This window comes from Geobacillus kaustophilus, assembly GCF_000948285.1.
In the GTDB taxonomy this organism is placed as follows: Bacteria; Bacillota; Bacilli; order Bacillales; family Anoxybacillaceae; genus Geobacillus; species Geobacillus thermoleovorans_A.
Genome location: NZ_JYBP01000003.1, coordinates 447,045 through 468,431, shown reverse-complemented (window position 1 = coordinate 468,431; position 21,387 = coordinate 447,045). Strand labels below are relative to the sequence as shown.

General features: G+C 48.9%; 21 protein-coding genes and 1 CRISPR repeat array (1 of these 22 cut by a window edge). Of the genes, 5 read left to right on the top strand and 16 right to left on the bottom strand.

Annotated elements, in window-relative coordinates; translation table 11 throughout:
- A CRISPR array of direct repeats spans positions 1 to 2,475; the repeat unit is 37 nt; unit sequence GTTTCAATCCTCACCCAGCCTTTTGGCTGGGTGCAAC (it extends 1,652 nt beyond the left edge of the window).
- A 204-nt stretch (positions 2,476 to 2,679) separates the two neighbouring features.
- The 15 genes from cas2 to LG52_RS02745 form a co-directional block, all read right to left on the bottom strand.
- The gene (cas2, locus tag LG52_RS02815; protein ID WP_044730775.1) at positions 2,680 to 2,970 is read right to left on the bottom strand and encodes a CRISPR-associated endonuclease Cas2; all 291 of its coding nucleotides are present in this window, start codon (positions 2,968 to 2,970) and stop codon (positions 2,680 to 2,682) included.
- 6 nt (positions 2,971 to 2,976) lie between these two features.
- Complete coding sequence (gene cas1c / locus LG52_RS02810; RefSeq protein ID WP_082055767.1) at positions 2,977 to 4,008, bottom strand: type I-C CRISPR-associated endonuclease Cas1c; 1,032 nt, start codon at positions 4,006 to 4,008, stop codon at positions 2,977 to 2,979.
- Positions 4,001 to 4,615, bottom strand: coding sequence for a CRISPR-associated protein Cas4 (gene cas4 / locus LG52_RS02805; protein WP_044730774.1), 615 nt, complete (start codon positions 4,613 to 4,615; stop codon positions 4,001 to 4,003). Before cas4 ends, cas1c begins: the two co-directional genes overlap by 8 nt.
- A gap of 25 nt (positions 4,616 to 4,640) precedes the next feature.
- Positions 4,641 to 5,756, bottom strand: coding sequence for a type I-C CRISPR-associated protein Cas7/Csd2 (cas7c, locus tag LG52_RS02800; RefSeq protein ID WP_044730773.1), 1,116 nt, complete (start codon positions 5,754 to 5,756; stop codon positions 4,641 to 4,643).
- Positions 5,753 to 7,528, bottom strand: coding sequence for a type I-C CRISPR-associated protein Cas8c/Csd1 (gene cas8c, locus LG52_RS02795; protein WP_044730772.1), 1,776 nt, complete (start codon positions 7,526 to 7,528; stop codon positions 5,753 to 5,755). The genes cas7c and cas8c overlap by 4 nt, the downstream gene beginning before the upstream one ends.
- Complete coding sequence (gene cas5c / locus LG52_RS02790) at positions 7,509 to 8,219, bottom strand: type I-C CRISPR-associated protein Cas5c (RefSeq protein ID WP_044730771.1); 711 nt, start codon at positions 8,217 to 8,219, stop codon at positions 7,509 to 7,511. Before cas5c ends, cas8c begins: the two co-directional genes overlap by 20 nt.
- A gap of 25 nt (positions 8,220 to 8,244) precedes the next feature.
- Entirely contained in the window at positions 8,245 to 10,437 is a 2,193-nt protein-coding gene (locus tag LG52_RS02785) for a CRISPR-associated helicase/endonuclease Cas3 (RefSeq protein WP_044730770.1), read from the bottom strand.
- A gap of 533 nt (positions 10,438 to 10,970) precedes the next feature.
- Positions 10,971 to 11,714 carry a class I SAM-dependent DNA methyltransferase gene (locus LG52_RS02780; protein WP_044730769.1) on the bottom strand — a complete coding sequence of 248 codons (744 nt, stop codon included), beginning with the start codon at positions 11,712 to 11,714 and terminating at the stop codon, positions 10,971 to 10,973.
- On the bottom strand, positions 11,711 to 12,067 hold the full coding sequence (gene rsfS, locus LG52_RS02775; protein WP_044730768.1) for a ribosome silencing factor: 357 nt from the start codon (positions 12,065 to 12,067) through the stop codon (positions 11,711 to 11,713). The genes LG52_RS02780 and rsfS overlap by 4 nt, the downstream gene beginning before the upstream one ends.
- Complete coding sequence (yqeK, locus tag LG52_RS02770; RefSeq protein WP_044730767.1) at positions 12,064 to 12,642, bottom strand: bis(5'-nucleosyl)-tetraphosphatase (symmetrical) YqeK; 579 nt, start codon at positions 12,640 to 12,642, stop codon at positions 12,064 to 12,066. Before yqeK ends, rsfS begins: the two co-directional genes overlap by 4 nt.
- Positions 12,551 to 13,201: a nicotinate-nucleotide adenylyltransferase gene (locus LG52_RS02765; RefSeq protein ID WP_044733063.1), complete on the bottom strand. Its 651-nt coding sequence runs from the start codon at positions 13,199 to 13,201 to the stop codon at positions 12,551 to 12,553. Before LG52_RS02765 ends, yqeK begins: the two co-directional genes overlap by 92 nt.
- Positions 13,202 to 13,238: 37 nt before the next feature.
- A complete protein-coding gene (gene yhbY / locus LG52_RS02760) occupies positions 13,239 to 13,532 on the bottom strand; it encodes a ribosome assembly RNA-binding protein YhbY (protein ID WP_013524182.1) in 294 nt (97 codons plus the stop codon).
- Positions 13,533 to 13,535: 3 nt separating this feature from the next.
- Complete coding sequence (aroE, locus tag LG52_RS02755) at positions 13,536 to 14,366, bottom strand: shikimate dehydrogenase (protein WP_044730766.1); 831 nt, start codon at positions 14,364 to 14,366, stop codon at positions 13,536 to 13,538.
- A 22-nt stretch (positions 14,367 to 14,388) separates the two neighbouring features.
- Positions 14,389 to 15,498: a ribosome biogenesis GTPase YqeH gene (gene yqeH / locus LG52_RS02750; RefSeq protein WP_044733062.1), complete on the bottom strand. Its 1,110-nt coding sequence runs from the start codon at positions 15,496 to 15,498 to the stop codon at positions 14,389 to 14,391.
- 2 nt (positions 15,499 to 15,500) lie between these two features.
- Complete coding sequence (locus tag LG52_RS02745; protein ID WP_044733061.1) at positions 15,501 to 16,016, bottom strand: YqeG family HAD IIIA-type phosphatase; 516 nt, start codon at positions 16,014 to 16,016, stop codon at positions 15,501 to 15,503.
- A 327-nt stretch (positions 16,017 to 16,343) separates the two neighbouring features.
- Here LG52_RS02745 and LG52_RS02740 point away from each other — a divergent pair, with 327 nt between their 5' ends.
- Complete coding sequence (locus LG52_RS02740; RefSeq protein WP_008879941.1) at positions 16,344 to 16,484, top strand: sporulation histidine kinase inhibitor Sda; 141 nt, start codon at positions 16,344 to 16,346, stop codon at positions 16,482 to 16,484.
- Positions 16,485 to 16,520: 36 nt separating this feature from the next.
- Here the strand turns inward: LG52_RS02740 and LG52_RS02735 are convergent, their stop codons facing one another.
- Positions 16,521 to 17,315, bottom strand: a complete 795-nt coding sequence (locus LG52_RS02735) for a phosphatidylserine decarboxylase (RefSeq protein WP_044730765.1) — start codon at positions 17,313 to 17,315, stop codon at positions 16,521 to 16,523.
- A 123-nt stretch (positions 17,316 to 17,438) separates the two neighbouring features.
- On the opposite strand from LG52_RS02735, the gene pssA reads away from it, so the two are divergent.
- The 4 genes from pssA (at position 17,439) to LG52_RS02715 (ending at position 21,334) form a co-directional block, all read left to right on the top strand.
- Entirely contained in the window at positions 17,439 to 17,978 is a 540-nt protein-coding gene (gene pssA / locus LG52_RS02730) for a CDP-diacylglycerol--serine O-phosphatidyltransferase (protein WP_013524185.1), read from the top strand.
- Between the two features lie 174 nt (positions 17,979 to 18,152).
- A complete protein-coding gene (gene motA / locus LG52_RS02725; RefSeq protein WP_044730764.1) occupies positions 18,153 to 18,944 on the top strand; it encodes a flagellar motor stator protein MotA in 792 nt (263 codons plus the stop codon).
- The gene (gene motB, locus LG52_RS02720; RefSeq protein WP_044730763.1) at positions 18,937 to 19,716 is read left to right on the top strand and encodes a flagellar motor protein MotB; all 780 of its coding nucleotides are present in this window, start codon (positions 18,937 to 18,939) and stop codon (positions 19,714 to 19,716) included. The genes motA and motB overlap by 8 nt, the downstream gene beginning before the upstream one ends.
- 166 nt (positions 19,717 to 19,882) lie before the next feature.
- On the top strand, positions 19,883 to 21,334 hold the full coding sequence (locus LG52_RS02715) for an IS1182 family transposase (protein ID WP_231584414.1): 1,452 nt from the start codon (positions 19,883 to 19,885) through the stop codon (positions 21,332 to 21,334).
- Positions 21,335 to 21,387 lie beyond the last annotated feature (53 nt).

Here is a 21,387-nt window from a genome sequence, read left to right as displayed (position 1 = left end):
GTAGTTTCAATCCTCACCCAGCCTTTTGGCTGGGTGCAACATCTGCGTCATCCTTTCTATCTATTCTCGAACAGGTTTCAATCCTCACCCAGCCTTTTGGCTGGGTGCAACCCAGCCGGGCGATTTCTATTCTGACCGGAAAGGAGTTTCAATCCTCACCCAGCCTTTTGGCTGGGTGCAACGTCATCTCCCTTGATGATTGGTTTATGGTTTGTCGTGTTTCAATCCTCACCCAGCCTTTTGGCTGGGTGCAACCCACCTGAGCAACCTAAGACATCAAAATACCAATCGTTTCAATCCTCACCCAGCCTTTTGGCTGGGTGCAACCGGCAACGACACGAGCAATAGGAGCCGCAAAAGCAGTTTCAATCCTCACCCAGCCTTTTGGCTGGGTGCAACGGAAGCCACCCGATCGCCAAGACAGCAAGAGAATGTTTCAATCCTCACCCAGCCTTTTGGCTGGGTGCAACAGGGTTGCCAAAGATCAAAGGAGATCCTGCACCTGTTTCAATCCTCACCCAGCCTTTTGGCTGGGTGCAACAACCGTGATTTGATCCGTGTTTTTCTGCTGAACGTTGTTTCAATCCTCACCCAGCCTTTTGGCTGGGTGCAACGAAATACAAAAATTGTACTTCAAGAAATACAAAGTTTCAATCCTCACCCAGCCTTTTGGCTGGGTGCAACGCGACGCACCGCGCTTGCGCGGCCGGAACGCAGTGTTTCAATCCTCACCCAGCCTTTTGGCTGGGTGCAACGGATGACACCCTGCGCACCCATCAGATACTCATCTGGTTTCAATCCTCACCCAGCCTTTTGGCTGGGTGCAACCAGCCCGTTCAATTCACTCGATCCGTTGAATGCTGTTTCAATCCTCACCCAGCCTTTTGGCTGGGTGCAACCCGGCGTGGCGTCGTTCGCGTTATCAAAGAACTGTTTCAATCCTCACCCAGCCTTTTGGCTGGGTGCAACTTTCAGCCGTTTTCCGCCAGGCGATTACGCTGATGTTTCAATCCTCACCCAGCCTTTTGGCTGGGTGCAACTCTTCCCCGTAATCATTTTGTTGTTTCGTCTTCTGCTGTTTCAATCCTCACCCAGCCTTTTGGCTGGGTGCAACCTATATCCTCAATATCCTCATTATCAAAATCAACTTTGTTTCAATCCTCACCCAGCCTTTTGGCTGGGTGCAACATATCCAAAGCAAGTTCTGTACGAGCGCCTCAAAGTTTCAATCCTCACCCAGCCTTTTGGCTGGGTGCAACGGAGACGATTGCAACGGTTTATTCACTTGACCCAGTTTCAATCCTCACCCAGCCTTTTGGCTGGGTGCAACTGACAGGCCGGTCAAAGAAGGCGCAACCGACCGTGTTTCAATCCTCACCCAGCCTTTTGGCTGGGTGCAACAAGGCTTATGGGCGACAGCGCCGAAGAATTCCTGTTTCAATCCTCACCCAGCCTTTTGGCTGGGTGCAACCTGCTTGCATTTTCGTTCCTCACTTTCCTGTCGGGTTTCAATCCTCACCCAGCCTTTTGGCTGGGTGCAACATGCAAACCATACAACAAAGGTTGAGGGAGAAATGTTTCAATCCTCACCCAGCCTTTTGGCTGGGTGCAACTTTGTTGGACTTGGATTTTCGAGTATCTTTGTTGGTTTCAATCCTCACCCAGCCTTTTGGCTGGGTGCAACTAAACCTCCTCTCAATCATTATAACCACAGAGAGTTTCAATCCTCACCCAGCCTTTTGGCTGGGTGCAACCTTCTTCCCCTCGTCAATCATTTGTTCAATCCCGTTTCAATCCTCACCCAGCCTTTTGGCTGGGTGCAACGACCCGACTGCCCTGTAGGGCGTTCCTTTTGGTGGTTTCAATCCTCACCCAGCCTTTTGGCTGGGTGCAACCTTTTCAAGCAAGTATTCCCTTACTTCGTATCCTTGTTTCAATCCTCACCCAGCCTTTTGGCTGGGTGCAACATAGCCGCCGTGTTGATTGATGATGAAATCGTCTTGTTTCAATCCTCACCCAGCCTTTTGGCTGGGTGCAACTACCCTTTTCTTTGAGCGTTTGAAACAGCGGTTCGTAAGTTTCAATCCTCACCCAGCCTTTTGGCTGGGTGCAACACAAAACACCATTGACGTCATTGTCGCCAAGAACCGGTTTCAATCCTCACCCAGCCTTTTGGCTGGGTGCAACTCAAAACACTTACTTAAATAGTACAGGATCACCTTGGTTTCAATCCTCACCCAGCCTTTTGGCTGGGTGCAACACGCACGCCTTCCTCGTCAACCCACCCGATGTCCTGTTTCAATCCTCACCCAGCCTTTTGGCTGGGTGCAACTCCGGCTTTTGCGAAGATATATGAACACGTCCAAGTGTTTCAATCCTCACCCAGCCTTTTGGCTGGGTGCAACATCTCGTCATCATCTTTTAATTTCATGTTACTTGTTTCAATCCTCACCCAGCCTTTTGGCTGGGTGCAACGCCCGCGTTTAGATGTCTTGCGCTAAGCGGATTTCAAGACATAGAAACGCGAATTTGTACATTTTACTTGTATCAAAGATAGGACATGCGCTGGTCCATTTTCTATTTTCCGCATTATTGCAAGCTTTTCCTCTCATCGCGATCTCCCCTAGGTTTCCGCCATTGCTTTATGTTCGCACGTTGTAATATTGCTGTTCCTCATTTCTACAAAATGATCGGATCATTATAATCGATGTAATGATCTTTTCCATAGACGCGAACTGCCTTTGACCGGTCACCGTACAACATATATATCCGCAAACTATCTTTTTCCAAATCAATGACACGCAATAATTGATGCTCCATCTCTTCCAATTGAGCCTGATTGACGTTGCACTCGAAAACCGACTTTTGCACCCGCTGGCCAAAATTTTGGCAAATGGTCGCCACTTTCCGCAATCGTTTTTGGCCGCTGGGTTCCAATGTCTCCACATCGTATGTCACTAAAATATCCAATAATGATCACCTCATGACAAATGGCACATATTCATCAATATCTCCCCGCAAATACCGCGCTAGCAGTCGAGCATGTACGTGGGGCAGCAACCCTAACGGAACTTTTTGGTTGATAATGGGGTGCTGGATTTCTTCTTGTTTCCGCTTTTGATAAGCAGCCAAAAATGTTCTTCTCCCCTTTTCATTCAAAAATACAGCTCCGCCCGGACGCATGTCAAAATCGCTTTTATCCAGTTGTTTTCGGTTGATTAATGTCAAAACAAAGCGATCGGCCAAGTAAGGACGAAATTCTTCAACAAGATCCAAACCTAACGATGGCTTCCCAGGTCGCAACGCGTGCAAATAACCAATTTGCGGATCAAGCCCCACCCCCTCCAGTGCCGAGATGCAGTCTTGTGTTAAAATGCTGTAAGCAAATGATAAACAGGCATTGATCGGATTGCGAGGCGGCCTCCGCGACCGCACGGTAAAAGCAAAAAATCCGTCCTCATCCGACCGTATGAGCGATGCGAATGCCTCAAAATATACAGATGAGGCGTATCCTTCAACTCCCCGCAGTTCATCCAATGTCGTTTGTTTTCCGATGTTGCGCAAGCTTTGGTCAAGCTGCTTCACCGATTGCTCCAACCGTAAACGTTTTTCCGGATAATCACGCATCCCCCGCTGAAGCACGCTTTTGCTGTTGCGAATCTTGCCAGACACAAAACGAGAAGCGATATGCAACATTCGCTTTTCATCTTCCAATATTTGATGCTGCGCTCTCCGAAGCAACACATTCCCGCTCGTCCTCCCAGTGGCTCGGGCTAAAAAACGGCCATATGCATCATACCAAATGACAGAAATGCCTTGGTTGGCACATTTGCCAAGCAAATATGGGCTGATGGAAACATGTCCGAACATGACAATGGCGCCAATGTGATGGATAGGGACTTGCAACGTCTTTGTCCCTTCCACCTCGACGACAATCGTTTCATGATCGAGACGTAAATATGCCTGTTGCGTTTGAACGTATAGCGTATTCAACAATAGTTTAATCATGATCGCTCTCCTCGCTTACCCAAGCAGCTACGTTGGCAGGAGCCTGTGGCATGCAAACGTTCTGCAACGAGCAATCGCGGCATCGGGCATCATTGACGGGTGGTGGCAATCGATCGTTTTGCAACATTTCTCTTACATTTTGTATCGTTTCTTCCACCAGTTTCCGCAGTTGCTTTGTCATGTCGACTTCCAATCGTCTTCTTGACTGGTAATAGTATAAAGCCCCCTTTGTCACGGGTCGACCAAACATTTCTTCTAAACAAAGTGCTTGGGCTGCCAGTTGCACCATATCCGCCTGTTTTGTTTTTCGTTTTCCGACTTTGTATTCAACTGGATATGGAGTGCCATCGGGAAGAAATTCAACACAATCCGCTTTCCCCATGATTCTTAGGCGTTCAGACCAAATCGGAAGCGCGCGTTCAACCCTTTTGTCCCCTAATTGTTCTCCTTCTGGCGTATCTACCCGTTCATGCACACGATTTCCCCGAAGCGTAAACACGTTCTCTTCAAACGTCTGTTCGAGATGAATCAACGCACATTGGCGCGGGCAATACACATAATGTTGCAAAGCAGACAGCATGACCCAATCATCTTCATTCCACTGCATGGGTGCTCAATCCTTTCGCCAACGTTTATACGAGGCGCGTTACGGTTACACTAGGGAAACGTTCAAGAGAAACATCTTTTTGTCCCTCATCTGCCGGTCCGAGCAAGACATAGTCATTGAATGACCTTGGCGCTTCCTCTTCGCGTCGCTCCACTTTCACCAATTCAAACAGTTTATGAGCCGGGGCTGATCCTTTAGCATTTTCATGGCTAAAAATATACAGTGCTCTGACATTCATCTCTCCTCTAGCTGCAGAATGATCAAATGCAAATAAATGAACGAGCGCATCCCAAAAATCAGCTAAATCTTCCGCCGTAATCCCTGTTTTCTCTCCAAAAAATGGATTGTAAAATCCATGCAACCGATACAAGCCATATGGAATCAACGGCTTTCTTCCCATCTCCGTTTGTTTTCTGCGACGATCCGATTCTTTGGTGATCGCCGTGCGTGTGATGGTCAAATCCCATGGAAATACCGGGTCAATCGAACGTGAGAACGTCAATTGCATCGGACCACGCACTTGGCCGGCATTCAGCCCTGTTGACATCACAGCTCCGAACATGCGAATATCGTAATACTTTTGGCACAAAGCATATTGTGCTTTTTGGCGTATTTGTTCATCAATTTTCACATTATTTGCGGCTTGTGCCAAACGTTTGGCCATATTTCTCAATATCGTCCCTAGTTGCTTTTTAAGACCGGCCTCTTCTAGTCCTTCGGTTAATTTTTGGCGAATATCAGCCTCTTTGACATCCTCACCTGTGTAAATGACTCGGTTGCCTTCAAGCACCACTCCTTTTTCCTCAAGCTGTGAAAGCCAACTCATTAATTCCCCATTTTCCCTTTCTTCTACACTTAAATCGGTTGCTGCCAATTGCACGCCGATTTCTTGATATGCTTGAAAAATGATTGTGTTTAGTGCTGTTTGGCTTTGAATAAAAATCGGTTTGCCTAATACCGTCGCGGCGTAATCTCGAATTTTCCGCTTGATGGCAACGTCAGTCACAATACCGTGCATTGTTTCCGGATCGACGCGCGGCATGTTCCCAGCATCTGGATCGCCATTTGGATTCCCGTCTTTGACATCGAAAAGCAACACGAATTCATGACGTTTTTTCGGATCAGTATAACGTTCTGTCATTGTTTTTCCTCCGTTTCATTCGTTTGATTGTTTTGACGTCTATTGCTGAATTCAGCACGCTGATGATAAAAACCAAGGGCAAATGCCGCTTGTTGTCTTAAATTCAGAATTGCCGGAAAACCGCCAGCTTCATCCAACTGCTTCATCACTTCCTCAAGCAAACGGCCGAGTTCAACAGACACTTTCGGCAGATGGGCTGTCGTCGCAAGCCGCAGCAATGAGCCAAATGTCGATGCCGGAGCAGTTGAAGCAGCACCGTAAAAACGATGGACAATCGTGTTCCCAATCCGGTACCCCGAAGCACGCTGCTGAATTTCTTCCAATACGGCCAATAAGCGTCCACAAATGTAAGATGGCTGTGAATAATGAATGTTCAAAGACTCCATCGTATTGGCTTCCTCCTTTCCATAAGTGAGAGCTAGTTTTAGCAAGCTAGCTAGTGCATGATATCTCCACATTTCCTTCCCATCATTTAACACTTTCGGTAAGCGGAAACGTTGAAGAGCTAACGGCAGCAATTCAGTAGGCGGCAAAGCCCCTTGGTAAATCATGCGCAAACATTGGCGCACCAATCCTGGATGCATATCAACGGCGCGAATCAAATGGGCCAATGGCAACAAATGACCTATTTCCCCATTCGGCTGAACGATGCGCAAGGCAGTTGTATACCGCTCCAAATGCACAAGCAATTGAGAAATGGATGTATGAATCCATTCTCGAACCACCAACCTCGCTTTATTGGCCGAAAGAACAGCCATGTGGAAGAATGTTTTGTCTAAATGAAGCGCCTGCTCCCGCCCCGTTTTTGGAAGGGCAATCAATTCCTCTAACTGCTTTAACTCAGGGGGAGGCGTTCGGTTGTTTGTCTCCTCATCAAAAAACCATTGTTCAAGTATAGCAGCGAACATGTTTGCGTCGATTTGAATTCCGCTTCGGTTCCCCTCGTTTATTGAATCATTGATCCAATATACAGCCATTTGGGATTGCAAATCATTTCTCTTTTTTTTGTTTCTATATAACTCCGTATGATGTTTATCTTCCCGTAACAAGTAGTTTAAAACGTCTACAGTCAAAGTTGCACAGCGAAAACATATGGGCACATTATTTGTTTGGTCTTTCCCCATCGATTCGAATGCTTTTTCATTAAAGCTTGTTAATCCGGGTCTTTGACCAAACAATGAAATAGAACTTGGAAAAATACGCACATAAGGAGCGTAGTTCCTGCAAATCGAACAATCGTTTTTGTCGTTAGAGACTAGTTCTTTTTCTAAATGTTGAACCCAAAACTGTTGGATTTTTGGATGTTCGCAAATCAGTGAGTCTTCATTTACTTGAAATGTGATAATATCTCTTGGCTTAATCGATTGAAAAAATTGCTCTTTCAAAGACCCCTGAAGAAAGTTAAGGATCCTTTTCAACTCTGGCATATTTGTACTATGATATGCCTCTTCTATGAGTCGCACATATTCCTTATGCATCAGTTGTGCTTCATTAACTTTTTTTGGTTCCCAGCTTTCCGGAATACCTAATACATACCGGGCATCATCGACTAATAAATAGGGTTTCACGTTTTTTTCAGACGCTTTTCCTGATCTCTGTCGAATAGGGGCTTCTATCGTACGATAATCCCCTTTTTCGAACGGACCTCTTAAATAAGGGGTTTCTCCACTTAAATCGATAATCCAATTAACCTGCTTTTTTTCATAACAAAGAGGAGGCATTTTCTTATCCCTCTGCAACCTAGCCCCCAACTCAATCAACGCGTAAAGCATCTTGACCCTCCAATGCGTAAAGCTGTTGATATTTTTCAGTTGGAATATGCAACCAACCGTCTTCTACCTTTGCCTCAAAAAAGACTGGCTTCGCGAATCCCGCCGCCGTTCGCGTCCCTGTTTCATCATGGCGGAGAAACGCCATTTCTTTTCTCGAACCGTCTTCGATAAAAGCAAAATCCAACAACATCGTGCCGATGTCCATATCGATAGGCTGCACAACATCCTCTTCGCTTGTGGACGAAAAATAGGCGGCAAATTCCCTCGTTCCTAAATATGGCGTATGATGATACTGCCCCCTTTCAACCCGGCGGTTAAACTGATCGCGGTATTTCGCTGCCGGATCAACCGCCCGCTTTGTTAAAACGATATCCGCAACAATCCAATAGGCGACGTTTTTTAAAATCAAGCTCGTCCGTTGGGCGCGGTCGTTTTCAATCATGATCGGCTTTTTATTTTGCTTGCTTGTGAGCTCGTTGCGCAAAATTACTTGCTGACCGCCTAAACGCAAAATTCCAATTTGTCGAATCTCATAACGAATTTCCGGCTTCCAAAAAATCGCTTCCAATATCCCCCGTGCTGCGCTCGGCGTCATCACCGGGTAACTAATACGCTCGACTTTAAACTCTGGTCTTGTAAAACAAGCATATTCCCCCCACACCTTCACTTGGATTTTCGCTCGGCGTTGCATCTCATTTCCCCTTCCTAATCTTCTTTTATCCAATCAGACTGAACGGATCGTGGACTTCTTCTTTAATGCCTATCCGTTCATCATAATCGCCAAGCCATTCATAAACACTGTCTGCCACTTCCCGCAGCCATCCGTCCTTTTCTTTCTTCTCGGCCTCAAAACGATAAAGCTGGATCATATATGGTTGCAAACGGCGAAATGAATAGCGGGAAGGAGAAGATTCCCACGTTCGCAAGTATTCCGACGCCTCCGCGTATGGGACGATAACGGAAACAGTATCCTGATCAATCAGACGATATTTTTCAGCGACTAAAGGATAATCAAGCGTTTCCCGATCTTTTTGGATGTTTTTCGAATCCACATCCACCGAGGCGAATAAACGGCGGAAATATTCCCGGAATATATTCGGGTTATGTAAATCATTAGGATGTCGTTGAGCCAATAAGGACCGTGCTGTTTCCATCGCTGTTCGATACGGGCCTCTTGGGCTTGGCATTTCTTCCGTTTCAAAAATAATCACTTTTCCCTTGTCCATTTTCCCTTCGCGATTGCAGCGCCCTGCCGCTTGGACAATCCGGTCAAGTGGCCCCATTTGCCGCATGACAATAGGAAAATCCAAGTCAACCCCTGCTTCCACGACTTGTGTGCTGATCAGGCGAACGGGTTGGTTTTTCCGCAGACGTTCACGAACTTCCTTTAAAATTCGACGACGATGCGCGCCGCAAAGAAGGGTGGAAAGATGGAATACCCCCTCATCTTCCTGAAGAAGTTCAACGCACTCTTTCGCCTCTTTTCTCGTGTTAAAGACAACCAATAATTGCTTTTGTTCTCGGATGAAACGGGCAAGCTTTGGCAATGAAATAGGTGATTTCCATATGTCATAGTCCACCCGTTGCATTTGTTGAAAATGACGGTTCACAATCGGCGGCGGCAAAATTTCTTCGACTGCCATTTGTGAGAATGCATGCAAAAATCGGCTTTCTTCAAAAAATGGCTGGGTGGCGCTCGATAAAACAATCGTTGTTTGACAATGACGGACAAGCATGGCAAGTGCGTCTAATGTCGGCTTTAGCAACTCCGGCGGGAGCGATTGAACCTCATCAAGAATAATGACGCTACGCGACAAGTTATGCAGTTTGCGGACTTTGCTTGGACGATTGCTAAACAAACTGTCAAACAGTTGCACTGTTGTTGTGACAATGAGCGGAGCGTCCCAATTTTCCGCAGAGAGACGGTGTTGGATGAGCCGTTCATCCGCTGCTTCATTCTCGTCATCCACTTCAATCTGACTGTGGTGCTCCAGCACGGCGTCGTTCCCGAAAATGCCGCGATATACGTTCGCCGTTTGCTCGATAATGCTTGTATATGGGATTGCGACAATGATCTGGTCAAGCCGGTGTTCCACTGCATGTTTCAACGCAAAAGCTAAACTGCTTCTCGTTTTTCCCCCTCCAGTCGGCACCGTCAAACGATATACTCCCTGCGATCTGGCTGCGGCGCAGACGCATTCCTCATACACTTCTCTTCGCATCCGATTAACTGCTGTATCATCCGCTTGACTTGTTAATTGTTCCTGGTCAGCAACAAACATATTCCATAAATCAGTTATCGAAACAGTCGGCTGTCGGAGTGGAGAAAGCTCTGGCTGGAAGTGTCGCTCTGTATCTAAATAATCAGCGTCAACAAGCGCCGAAAAGACCAAGCGAATCCACATCTCCCTCTCTGTCTCAGAAAATGAGGGAATTTTTGTCGCACTTTGCATGTATGGAAATACAAATTTCTTTAAGAACCACTCGGCTTGCCGTAAAATCTCTACAAAATGTGAACGTTGTTTTTCTAACTTCTCTTCGAGGGTAAGTGATAAATAGGCAGACGAATGCAAACCCGCATGATGGGCAGCGATCGGCAACGAAAACCATTGCCAAGCATGCGGATCATTCATTTTTTTCCAATACAACTGGTACATGAACGCCGCTCCCCAAATCGCATGGGGAATACTGCGGCTCATTTCTCCGCTCGCTTGCTTTTGTAAATATTCTTGAAAAAGAGGGTGAAACTTGCCTAAGTCATGCAAAAGACCGCATAAATAAGCCACTCTTTCCCCTTGAAAGGGAGCAGCGAACGACTGTGCCATTTCCGCTACACTTAACAAATGATCATCTAACCGATGCCATTCCTGTCCATTTTCCCGTGGCGTATGGGCATAAATATTGGTCATTTTCAGTTCAACCCCACTAGACGTTTTCCCTTAGATCGTTTGTCCTATATTTTGCATATTTCGACCAATATCTTCATAATCCTTCTAAATCACACATCTTTTTTAAAATTTTTCTCATCTTTCATTTGTACAGCGTGTTTATTGCAAAATAAAAATGCAGAGATCTGCAGAGAATTTGGCTTAGGCCAACTTGACATGGAGTGGGGGCGTGATAGCCTTTTTAGGCATAGCCAGCCCTTGATATTGCTGGCTTCCTGGCTTTTTAATCACGCCCCCAGAGGCTCCATGTCAAGTTGTCATTCTCTGCACTTTTCCTTGCAAAACTCTGTATTTTTTCTTTGCAGAAAACATACAGCGGCCGAATCGTGTCGATCTTCACAGCGCTTTATAGTGATACATGCGCCCCCTGGTCTCCACATCCGGATGAAAAAAAGAAAAGAGCCCCTCCGGCTCTTTTTGCCCTATTTCGAGCGGTGTTCAAGCATCTCAAATACATCATTGGCAACAGCGCCTTCTTTTTTGTCTATTCCGGCTCACCGCTTCCGCGCGACAAAAAACAAGCGCTCCGCCGTTTCGGTCGGGGGCGCATCGGTGAAGTCAGCGGTCACCTCAAGCACTTCGAAACCGGCGTCATAAAGCCATTGCTCATAGGCGGCGCGCTCGAACGTGCGCTGTTCGTGCCATTCGTCATAGCGCTCATAAAGGGCGCCGCAGCGGACGAAAAAGGTTAATTCATGCCCGACGCTGTGCGGCCAGTCAAGTGGATGGCATGTCCATATGTAGCTGATGTCCTCGTCTTGATCCGCAAACACCGCATCGCGAAACAAAACGTCCGTTTTGTAGACGGAATGGACGTCAAACAAAAGCAGCCCACCGCCGCCAAGGGAGCGATAGACGGCGGCGAACGTCCGCTTCACATCCTCTTCGCCTGTCAAATAGTTCAGCGCATCGCAAAAAATGAAGGCGCCATCCAAATCAGAAAACCCGTCGAGCTCCGCCATGTTTTGTTCGAAAAACGGCACATCGACGCCCGCCGCTTCGGCTTTCGCCTGGGCGATAGCAAGCATATGCTCGGACACGTCGACGCCGGACACTTGCCATCCCGCCTTGGCGAGGCGAATGGCAAGCTTTCCCGTCCCGCAGCCGATGTCCATGACCCGTCTGCCCGGACGTTTGGCGTATTGGGCGAATGCCCGTTCAACAAACGATTGCCATGCATCATACGGCGCCTCGGCCATGAGCGCGTCATACCAATCGGCGAAGCGGCCGTATGTCATGGCTGCAACACAGCCGCGACGTCTTCCGTCGGGGCGTCCCCCCAGAGCCGTTCGAGGTTGTAATACTCGCGCTCCTCTTTGGCAAAAACATGTGCAACGATGTCGCCCAAATCGACAAGCACCCATTTCGCCTCATGGAATCCTTCGACCCGCTTCACCGGCAAGCCGTGTTCTTCCGCTTGGTCTTGAATTTCGCGGGCGATGGCCTGCACTTGTTTGTCCGAATTGCCATGGCAAATGACAAAATAATCGGCGACAAGCGAAATGCCTTTCATGTTCAAGACGACAATTTGTTCCGCCTTTTTATCATCCGCCGCGCGGACGACAAGCTGCAACGCCTCTTGTTCCGTCACCGTTTTGCTTCCCCCTTCACTTCACGCACGAGTGAATTGTACGCATGAATCGTGTCTGGATAAATGAGCTGGCGCTTCTCAAGCAAAAACGCGATCGTATTTTTCACCGCCTGCAACAGCGCCCGGTTGAGGTCTTCTTCCGCCAAGCGCCGTACGTCGTCGACGCCGGAGAAGCGGCGCCCTGGTTCCATATAGTCGGCCAAATAAATAATTTTTTCCAGCAGCGTCATTCCCGCTCTTCCCGACGTATGGTAGCGAATGGCATCCAGCACCTCCGGATCGTCGATGCCGACTTCTGCCTGCACTAAATAGGCGCCAACGGGCGCATGCCATAGCTCGCTGTTGTAAGCAAGCAAATCGTTGGGCATATTTTGCGCCAAAATGATTTGTTTCATTTCCTCGACTGGACGGAATTTGGCATAGTCGTGGAAAATCGCCGCCAGTTCCGCCTTTTTCGCGTCGGCGCCGTATTGCTTGGCGAGCTTAACGGCGGTTTCGACAACGCCAAGCGTATGCTCGTAGCGCTGCTCTGTCAGCTGTTGTTTCACGATCAGTAACGCCTGTTCTCGCTCCATATAGCCCCTTCTCCTCAATATAAAGTCTAACGCCTTCTGGCACGAGGTAGCGAATCGTCTGTCCGTTCCGCACCCGCTCGCGGATGAGCGAGGAAGAAACGGCAAACTGCGGCGCCTCGACCTCAATGACCGGATACGGCGTTTCCATGGAAAACCCAGGCCGCTTGACGCCGACGAACGTCACCAACTCGATGAGCTCCTCGATGCGGTGCCAATTCGGCAAATGTTCGACCATATCGGCGCCGATGATGAAATAAAACTCGTCATCAGGATGCATCGCGACGAGCTGCCGGATCGTATCATACGTATACGAAGGCCCTTCCCGTTCAAGCTCGATCGTCTCAATGTGAAAGCGCGGATGGCCGGCCACGGCCAACTCGAGCATGCGCAAACGGTTTTCGCTTTTGGTCACTTGTTCGTGCTGCTTATGGGGAGGAATGCGGTTGGGCAGAAACCAAATTTCTGACAACTGAAGGGCGTCAAGCACTTCATTCGCCATGAGCAAATGACCGTAATGAGGCGGATCAAACGTGCCGCCGAAAATCCCAATTTTTCCCATCTTCTTTCCTCCCGCCGCCTGCCGCACCATCCCGCTGTCAGTCGGGCAGGACGATTTGTTTATGCTCCTTCGATTCTTTGTATAAGACGATCGTATTGCCGATCACTTGCACGACTTCCGCCCCCGTTCCAGCCGCGAGCTGCTCGGCGACGGCGTGGCGGTCTTCTTCGCAGTTTTGCAAAACGCTCACTTTCAACAGCTCGCGCGCTTCGAGCGCCGCCGCAATTTGTTCGGTCATCGCTTCCGTCACGCCGCCTTTGCCGACTTGAAAAATCGGTTTCAAATGATGGGCTTGCGCGCGCAAAAACCGTTTTTGTTTTCCCGTTAGCATATGTTACCTCCTTAACGCTTCGATGACAAGCTGTTTCATCCGGTTGACATCCGGCCATTGGCCGGTCCACTTTTCGAACGCCAACGCCCCTTGATATATGAGCATGCCGACGCCGTTTTGCACGCGGGCGCCGCGCGCTTTCGCTTCTTTCAGCCATTTCGTTTCCAGTGGGTTGTAAATAATATCGGAAACGATCACCCCTGGCCGCAGCCGTTCAAGGGAAAGCGGCTGCGCCTCGACACGCGGATGCATGCCGACAGAAGTGGTATTGATAATGATATCGTATTCGTCAAGCCGCGTTTCGGCCTCGGCGAGTGAAAAACACGCCGAGCGGCCATCCTCCCCTTCGCGGACGAGCCGCTCCGCTTTTTCCACCGTCCGGTTGGCCATATCGATGCGCTCGGCTGCCGTCGACAGCAACGAAAAGTAAATGCCGCGCGCCCCGCCGCCAGCGCCGATCACCAAAATCCGCTTGCCGTCCAAGGTGATGTTCATTTCCTCTTCCAACGCTTGGACATAACCGGGTCCGTCTGTATTATAGCCGACGAGCCGGCCGTCGTTATTGACGATCGTATTGACCGCCCCGATGCGGCGCGCCGGCTCGTCCACTTCGTCCAAAAATGGAATGACTGCCAATTTGTGCGGAATGGTCACGTTCACCCCGGCGATGCCGAGCGCCCGCACGCCAGCGATCGCCGCACCGACTTGCCCCGATTCAACGGAAAACAAATGATAGCGCGCCGGAATGCCCAAACGGGCGAATGCATCGTTATGCATGAGCGGCGACAACGAGTGCTCGACGGGAAATCCGATCAACCCGTATACCTTTTCCACGTTTCTCCCCTCCCGCTTTCCATTAAATCAACGACTGACGAATAAACACGTCGACCCCTTTCGGCGCATGAACGACGAGCTGAGCGCCCGGGTCGTTGCACGTCACCCAGCCGAGACCGGAAAAGACGATGTCCGTCTTCCGCTCTTTCACCGACAGCGAGCGCGGCACAAGCGGCGGAAACTCAGCGGCATAGCGCTTGCTTGGCGGTGAGAGCAAATCGCCGAGCTGATTGGCATAAAGGGAGTCGGCTTTTTCCAACTTCGTCCGATGAACCGTCAACTCATTGGCCATGTAGCAGACGAACGAGCGGCGCCCGCCTTTGATGTAATCGAGGCGGGCCAAGCCTCCGAAAAAGAGCGTCTGCCCTTCGTTGAGCTGATAAACGCGCGGATGGATTTCCCGCTTTGGCGTAATGATTTTCAAATCGCGCGCATCGACAAAGTGCGCCATTTGGTGATGGTTGATGATCCCTGGCGTATCATACAACGTCGCCCCGCCCTCAAGCGGGATTTCGATCATATCGAGTGTCGTCCCCGGGAAATATGACGTGGTAATCACATTCCCTTTGCCGGTCGCTTCTTCAATGATCCGGTTGATGAACGTCGACTTGCCGACATTCGTACAGCCGACGACATACACATCGCCGCCCTCGCGATAGCGGTCAATCGCTTCCATCACCTTCGCCATGCCGATTCCTTTCGCCGCGCTGACAAGACAGACATCCACCGGATGCAGCCCGAGCTCTTCCGCCATGCGGCGCATCCAGCGCAGCAGCTTCGGGTATTTGACCGACCGCGGCAATAAATCTGCCTTGTTGCCGACAAGCAATATTGGATTTTCAGCCGCAAACCGCGGCAAGCCAGGAATCCAGCTGCCGTTGAAATCGAAAATGTCAACGATGTTGACGACAAGCGCCTTCGATTCCCCGATCCGATGCAGCATGTTTAAAAAGTCGCTGTCATCAAGCGGCACGTCTTGCACTTCATTGTAATGTTTCAAGCGGAAGCAACGTTGGCAAATGATTTCTTCCGCCTCTTTTTCGAGCACGCTTTTCGGCGCATAGCCCGCCTTTTTCGGATCGTCAAACTGGATGGCCGCTCCGCAGCCGATGCAACGCAGTTGTGGCTCCACGATCATTCCTCCCAGTAAATCATCCCTTTTTTGCGCATCATGTTTAAAATTCTCCGCTCCACTTTCCGATTGAAACGCGTCCATAATCCGTCCGTCTGGGCGACCGGAACGACTAAAATCGTGTTGAGTCCGAGCCGGTTGCCGCCAAGCACATCGGTCAGCAACTGATCGCCGATGACGACGACTTCCTCTTTCTTAAGTTCCATCATCTTTAATGCCCGCAAAAACGCGCGTGTCAACGGTTTGCGCGCTTCAAAGATGAACGGAATGCCAAGCGGCTCAGCAAACGACTGCACGCGTTGTTTATTATTATTCGATACGATGACGACCTTAATGCCCGCCTGCTTCATCGCATCAAACCATGCGGCCAGCTCCGGAGTGGCGCTCGGCCGATCCCATTCAACGAGCGTATTGTCCAGATCGGTGATGATCCCTTTAACCCCTTTTTGTTTCAGCTCATCCGGAGTAATGTCGATCACACGCTTGGCAAACTGGCTTGGCAAAAAGCAGTGAAGCATGCCGGACACCCGCCTTTCCATTTGCTTTTCCCATCATAGCGAATTTTATCGTTTGTTTCAAAACAAAGCTTACCGATGATAAATAGAAAAAATTTTCGACAAATTTTGCACCTCTCCATCTTGTGGATAACTGTTGCCCACATTATACACAAGCTTGCCATCACACTTCCTACGCTTTATAAACATGTTTTCCACATGTTATCCACCGTTTTCTGTGGATAACGGAACGGTTGTTCTCTTTCGCAAGCCATGGTACATTGTAAGTAACCTACCATTATATGTATGACATGTTTGCCATATTCCATTCAAAAAGGAGGACGCCCCCCGATGAAACATTTGTCCGACGAGCTGTTGATCGAGTCGTACTTCAAGGCGAAAGAGCTCAACCTCAGCCCGGAATTCATCGAGTTGATTGAAAAAGAAATCCAGCGCCGTTCATTGACCCACAAAATTAAGCTGTCCTCATAAACGAAGGCCTTCGGGCTTTTTTTGTTTCCGAAAGCCTTAGCGCTCGTGCGCCTTGCACCAATAGCCGAGCCGCTCGCCGACCTTGATCGGCATGGGCGCAACAATGCGCGGGTCAGGTGCGAAACTTGCGCGTTCAAACAGCAAGACGACCGTTGAACCGAACGAAAAATACGCCATTTCCTCTCCTTTTACAAGCTGCTCACCCTCATGGGTCAATTCAATGCTGTTGACAAACATGGCGCCGATTTTCACGATCGCCAAGCGCTTGCCGCCGGCTGTGACCTCGGTGATGAGGCGGTAATTTTTTTCGAGCGGCCGACGCCCATATTTTAAGCCAAGACGGTTGACCGGATACGACTTGCGGCCAAGCGCCCACTGCCTTTCGATCACTCCAGATATTGGGCTGTGGATGCGGTGATAATGGCTCGGGCTTAAATACAGAATAAAAAAGAACCCGTTCACATATGGTTGTGCCGCTTCAACGCTGCCGAGCATTTCCGCAATGGAATACGGCTTTCCCTTGACGATCATTTCACAGTTTTCTCGAATCGTGCCCATGTCTTCAATGACAGCGTCGACCGGGCTGACGACCGTATGCTCATCAGCGTCGACCGGCCTCACCCCGGCCTTCAGCCGGCGGACGAACAGTTGCTGCAACGTCTTATAATTTTTTAGGCTTTTTTCCATTTCGTCTTGGTTAATATGATAAATTTTTGCATACGATGATATCAACAGCCCGCTGAGGCGCGATTTGGCAAACGAAGCGAGCAGCTTTGAAGAAAGCGAGTGATTGGTCAGCTCGATGAACAAACGATAAAGCCATTTTCGCAAGCACGTTCCCTCCAGTAGCGCAACATCGCCATTCGTTACTACCTTCCATATTACCGCCAAAATGAGTATAATGGTAGTAGAATTTTCTTTTGGCGTTTTCTGTTGGAAAAGGAGTGGGGAAACTTGTTCTTATCGGACTATTTAGATTATACGTTAAAAAAGCTGAAAGCAAACGCGGCAAACATTTTGACGATGACAAACTTGTCGCTTGGCGGCTTTTCCGTCCTGGCTACGCTGAAAGGGCAGCTTCATATGAGCGTGTTGCTCGTTTTTTTAGCAGCGTTTGTCGATCGCTTTGACGGCGCTGTGGCGCGCAAGATGAACATTGAATCCGAACTTGGCAAGCAGCTCGATTCAATGAGCGACATCGTCTCCTTCGGCGTCGCTCCCGCCTTGCTGATGTACCAAGGCTTGTTCCATGAGTTCGGCGCGCCTGGCGCGGTATTCACCGTTTTGTACATCGCTTGCGGCGCCTTCCGCCTCGCTCGCTTCAACATCACAGAAAACAACGGCTACTTCGCGGGGCTGCCGATCACCGCCGCCGGGGTGCTGATGACGCTCGGTTATTTAGCCATCCCGTACTTCCCGCCGCAATCTTTTATGTTTTTGGCGCTCATTTTATCGTTTTTAATGGTCGGCACGTTTAAACTGAAAAAAATATGACGATCACCGGAGCTGCCCTTTCCGTCAGCCTGATGGAGCGGGCAGCTTTTTGCGTCTCATGTCACACCTTTTTCCCTTTTCAACCTCCTATATTCAGTATATGATAAATATGGTTTCTTCATAAAAACGCCTAATGGCGTAGATCGTTCGCAGGAAAAAAGCGGGGGGATTCATTTGGACAAAACATCGGTCATCGGCATCATCCTTGGCGTCATTGCCGTCGGGTTGGGCATGTACTTTAAGGGCGTTTCGCCTGCTGTATTGATCAATCCGGCCGCCATCCTCATCATTCTCGTCGGGACGGCGGCAGCGGTCGTCATCGCCTTTCCGACGCAGGAAATTAAAAAAGTGCCAAAACTTTTCAAAGTCATTTTCACGGAAACAAAGGCGCCAACGGTCGAACAGCTGATTCCGCTGTTCGTCGATTGGGCGAATATCGCCCGCCGCGAAGGGCTGCTGGCGCTCGAGGCGAAATTGGGCGACATTGACGACCCGTTTTTGCGCAACGGGCTCAGCATGGCAATCGATGGGCAAACGCAAGAGTTCATCCGTGATGTCATGACAGAGGAAATCGTTGCCATGGAAGAGCGCCACGAAGCGAATGCCGCGATTTTTTCCCAAGCAGGCACGTACGCGCCGACGCTCGGGGTGCTTGGGGCCGTCATCGGCCTGATTGCCGCCCTTGGCAATATGGAAAACATTGCCGAGCTCGGCAAGGCGATCAGCGCCGCTTTTGTCGCCACGATGCTCGGCATTTTCACCGGCTATGTGCTTTGGCATCCGTTTGCCAATAAACTGCGGCGGAAATCGAAGGAAGAGGCGCGCGTGCGCTACATCATGATTGAAGGGGTGCTGTCCATTTTGGAAGGACAAGCCCCGCGCATGATCGAACAAAAACTCGCCTCATACTTGCCGGAAAGCGAGCGGCGCCAAGCGCTGGTGCAAGGGGAAACGGCCAATGGCTAAGAAAAAACAGAACAAGCATGACGACCATATGAGCGAGGCATGGCTGATTCCGTACGCGGATTTGTTGACACTGTTGCTCGCCTTATTCATCGTCTTGTTTGCGAGCAGCCAAATCGACCAAAAGAAGTTTCAAGAAATTGCGCGCGCCTTTAGCACCGCCTTTGCCGGCGGAACGGGTGTTCTTGACTTTCAAAGCCCGATCGAGCCGATCACTCCACCGGCCCAAGACGAGGAAGGACGGCATCAAGCAAAGCAGCCTTCCCCAGCCGTAAACGGAAAGGAAAAAGAAGAATTAAGGCAAATCAAAGCGAAAATCGACAGCTACATCCACGACAACAAGCTGACGGGAAAACTGCAGACTTCCTTGACGGAAGAAGGGCTCGCGATTACCATTTTGGATGATATTTTATTCGACTCCGGCAGCGCCGAAGTGCGCATGAAAGACCGGCGTCTTGCGGCGGAAATTTCCGCTTTGCTCGTCATGAACCCGCCGCGCAATATCATCATCAGCGGCCATACGGACAACGTGCCGATCCATAACGAGAAATTTGCTTCCAACTGGGAGCTGAGCGTCATGCGCGCCGTCAATTTCATGAAAGTGCTGCTTGAAAACAAGCAGCTCGACCCGCGCTATTTCAGCGCCAAAGGGTATGGCGAATACAAGCCGATCGCCTCCAACGCCACCGCTGCCGGGCGGATGAAAAACCGGCGTGTCGAAATTTTGATTTTGCCGCTCACCGACGTCAATGATTCGTCGACATCCACTCAGTGACCGCCGCGCCTTCAGCGGGCGGTTTTCTTTAGCCGTCGCTTTGCCAAAACTCTCTTCCCCATGTCCAGACAGAAAAACCGGCGGTTCGCCGGTTTCAGCTTGTCGACAAAGTCGACAAGCTGTTTTAATATATAGGTATAAGGGTATCTTGAAGGAGTGGAATAAGATGCTTCAACGTTACCAAGAAGATCGGAGACATATCGAAACAACGGTAAAAATTGATGATCTTGTTCCTGAAGACCACCTTGTTCGTAAACTAGAAAAAGCCATTGACTTCTCCTTTATCTACGATATGGTCAAGGATTTGTATTCTCCTAACCATGGACGACCAAGTCTTGATCCCGTTGTGCTGTTCAAAATGTATTTGATTCGTTACATCTTTGGGATTCGTTCGATGCGTGAAACCGTAGAACAGATTCGAACAAATGTGGCTTATCGTTGGTTTTTGGGATTGAGTCTGCATGATCCTGTGCCCCATCATTCGACACCAAGTAAAAACTACACGCGACGTTTTGCGGGAACCGATGTTTTTCAAAAGATTTTTTCAAGAATCTTGGAAGAAGCCTTTCAACACGGGCTTGTGGATCCAAGTGTCGTATTTGTCGATTCTACTCATGTGAAGGCGAGTGCGAACAAAAGAAAATTCACAACAGAAATGGCAGAAGTGGAAGCGAAAGCTTATCAAGATGAATTAGAAAAAGAAATTGAGCGAGATCGCATCGCTCATGGGAAATCCCCACTACCGCCAGAAAATGATAAAAAAAAACGAGAAATCAAAGTCAGTAAAACAGATCCAGACAGTGGGATGTTTGTGAAAAATGAACGTGAACGGGTATTTGCTTACTCTTATCACACCGCTTGTGACCGACATGGTTGGATATTACACACGTATGTCACTGCCGCCAATGTTCATGATAGCCAAGCGTTTTTTGAACTGTTTGAGCGAGTGAAGCAAGAAATCAAAGGATGCCCAACAGATGTGTGCATCGATGCCGGATATAAAACGCCAGCGATTGCGAAATACCTATTAGAACAAGAGATCCATCCGATTTGGCCATATACTCGTCCAAAGACGAAAGATGGGTTCTTCCGAAAATCTGAATTTGCATATGACGAACATTTTGACTGTTACCTTTGTCCCAATCACCAAGTGTTATCTTATTCAACAACGAATCGGGAAGGCTATCGGGAGTATAAATCAGATCCATCCATCTGTCAGGGATGTCCATCCCTTCAAAAGTGTACAGCAAGCAAAAATCATACGAAAGTCGTGACACGCCATGTTTGGCAAGAGTATTACGAAGAAGCCGAACATTTACGATATGTACCAGAACATCGCGAGTTGTATGAATTAAGGAAACAGACGATTGAACGGAATTTTGCAGATTTAAAAGAGAAGCATGGTCTGCGCTGGACGAATTACCGAGGATTGGAAAGAAACCAGATGCAGGCGATGCTTGTTTGTGCTGCCATGAATTTAAAGAAATTGGCGAACTACTTGTGGAGAAAGGGCCTCTCCTTTCTGTATGTATTCGAGTATGCATCTATTTTGGTTCGTTCATCAAGAAAAACAACCTTAAAAATGGAACAAAATGGTTATAAGACAACTGTCTTATAACCATTTTGTCAACAGTCTGAAACCGGCGGTTCGCCGGTTTTTCCTCTTTCATC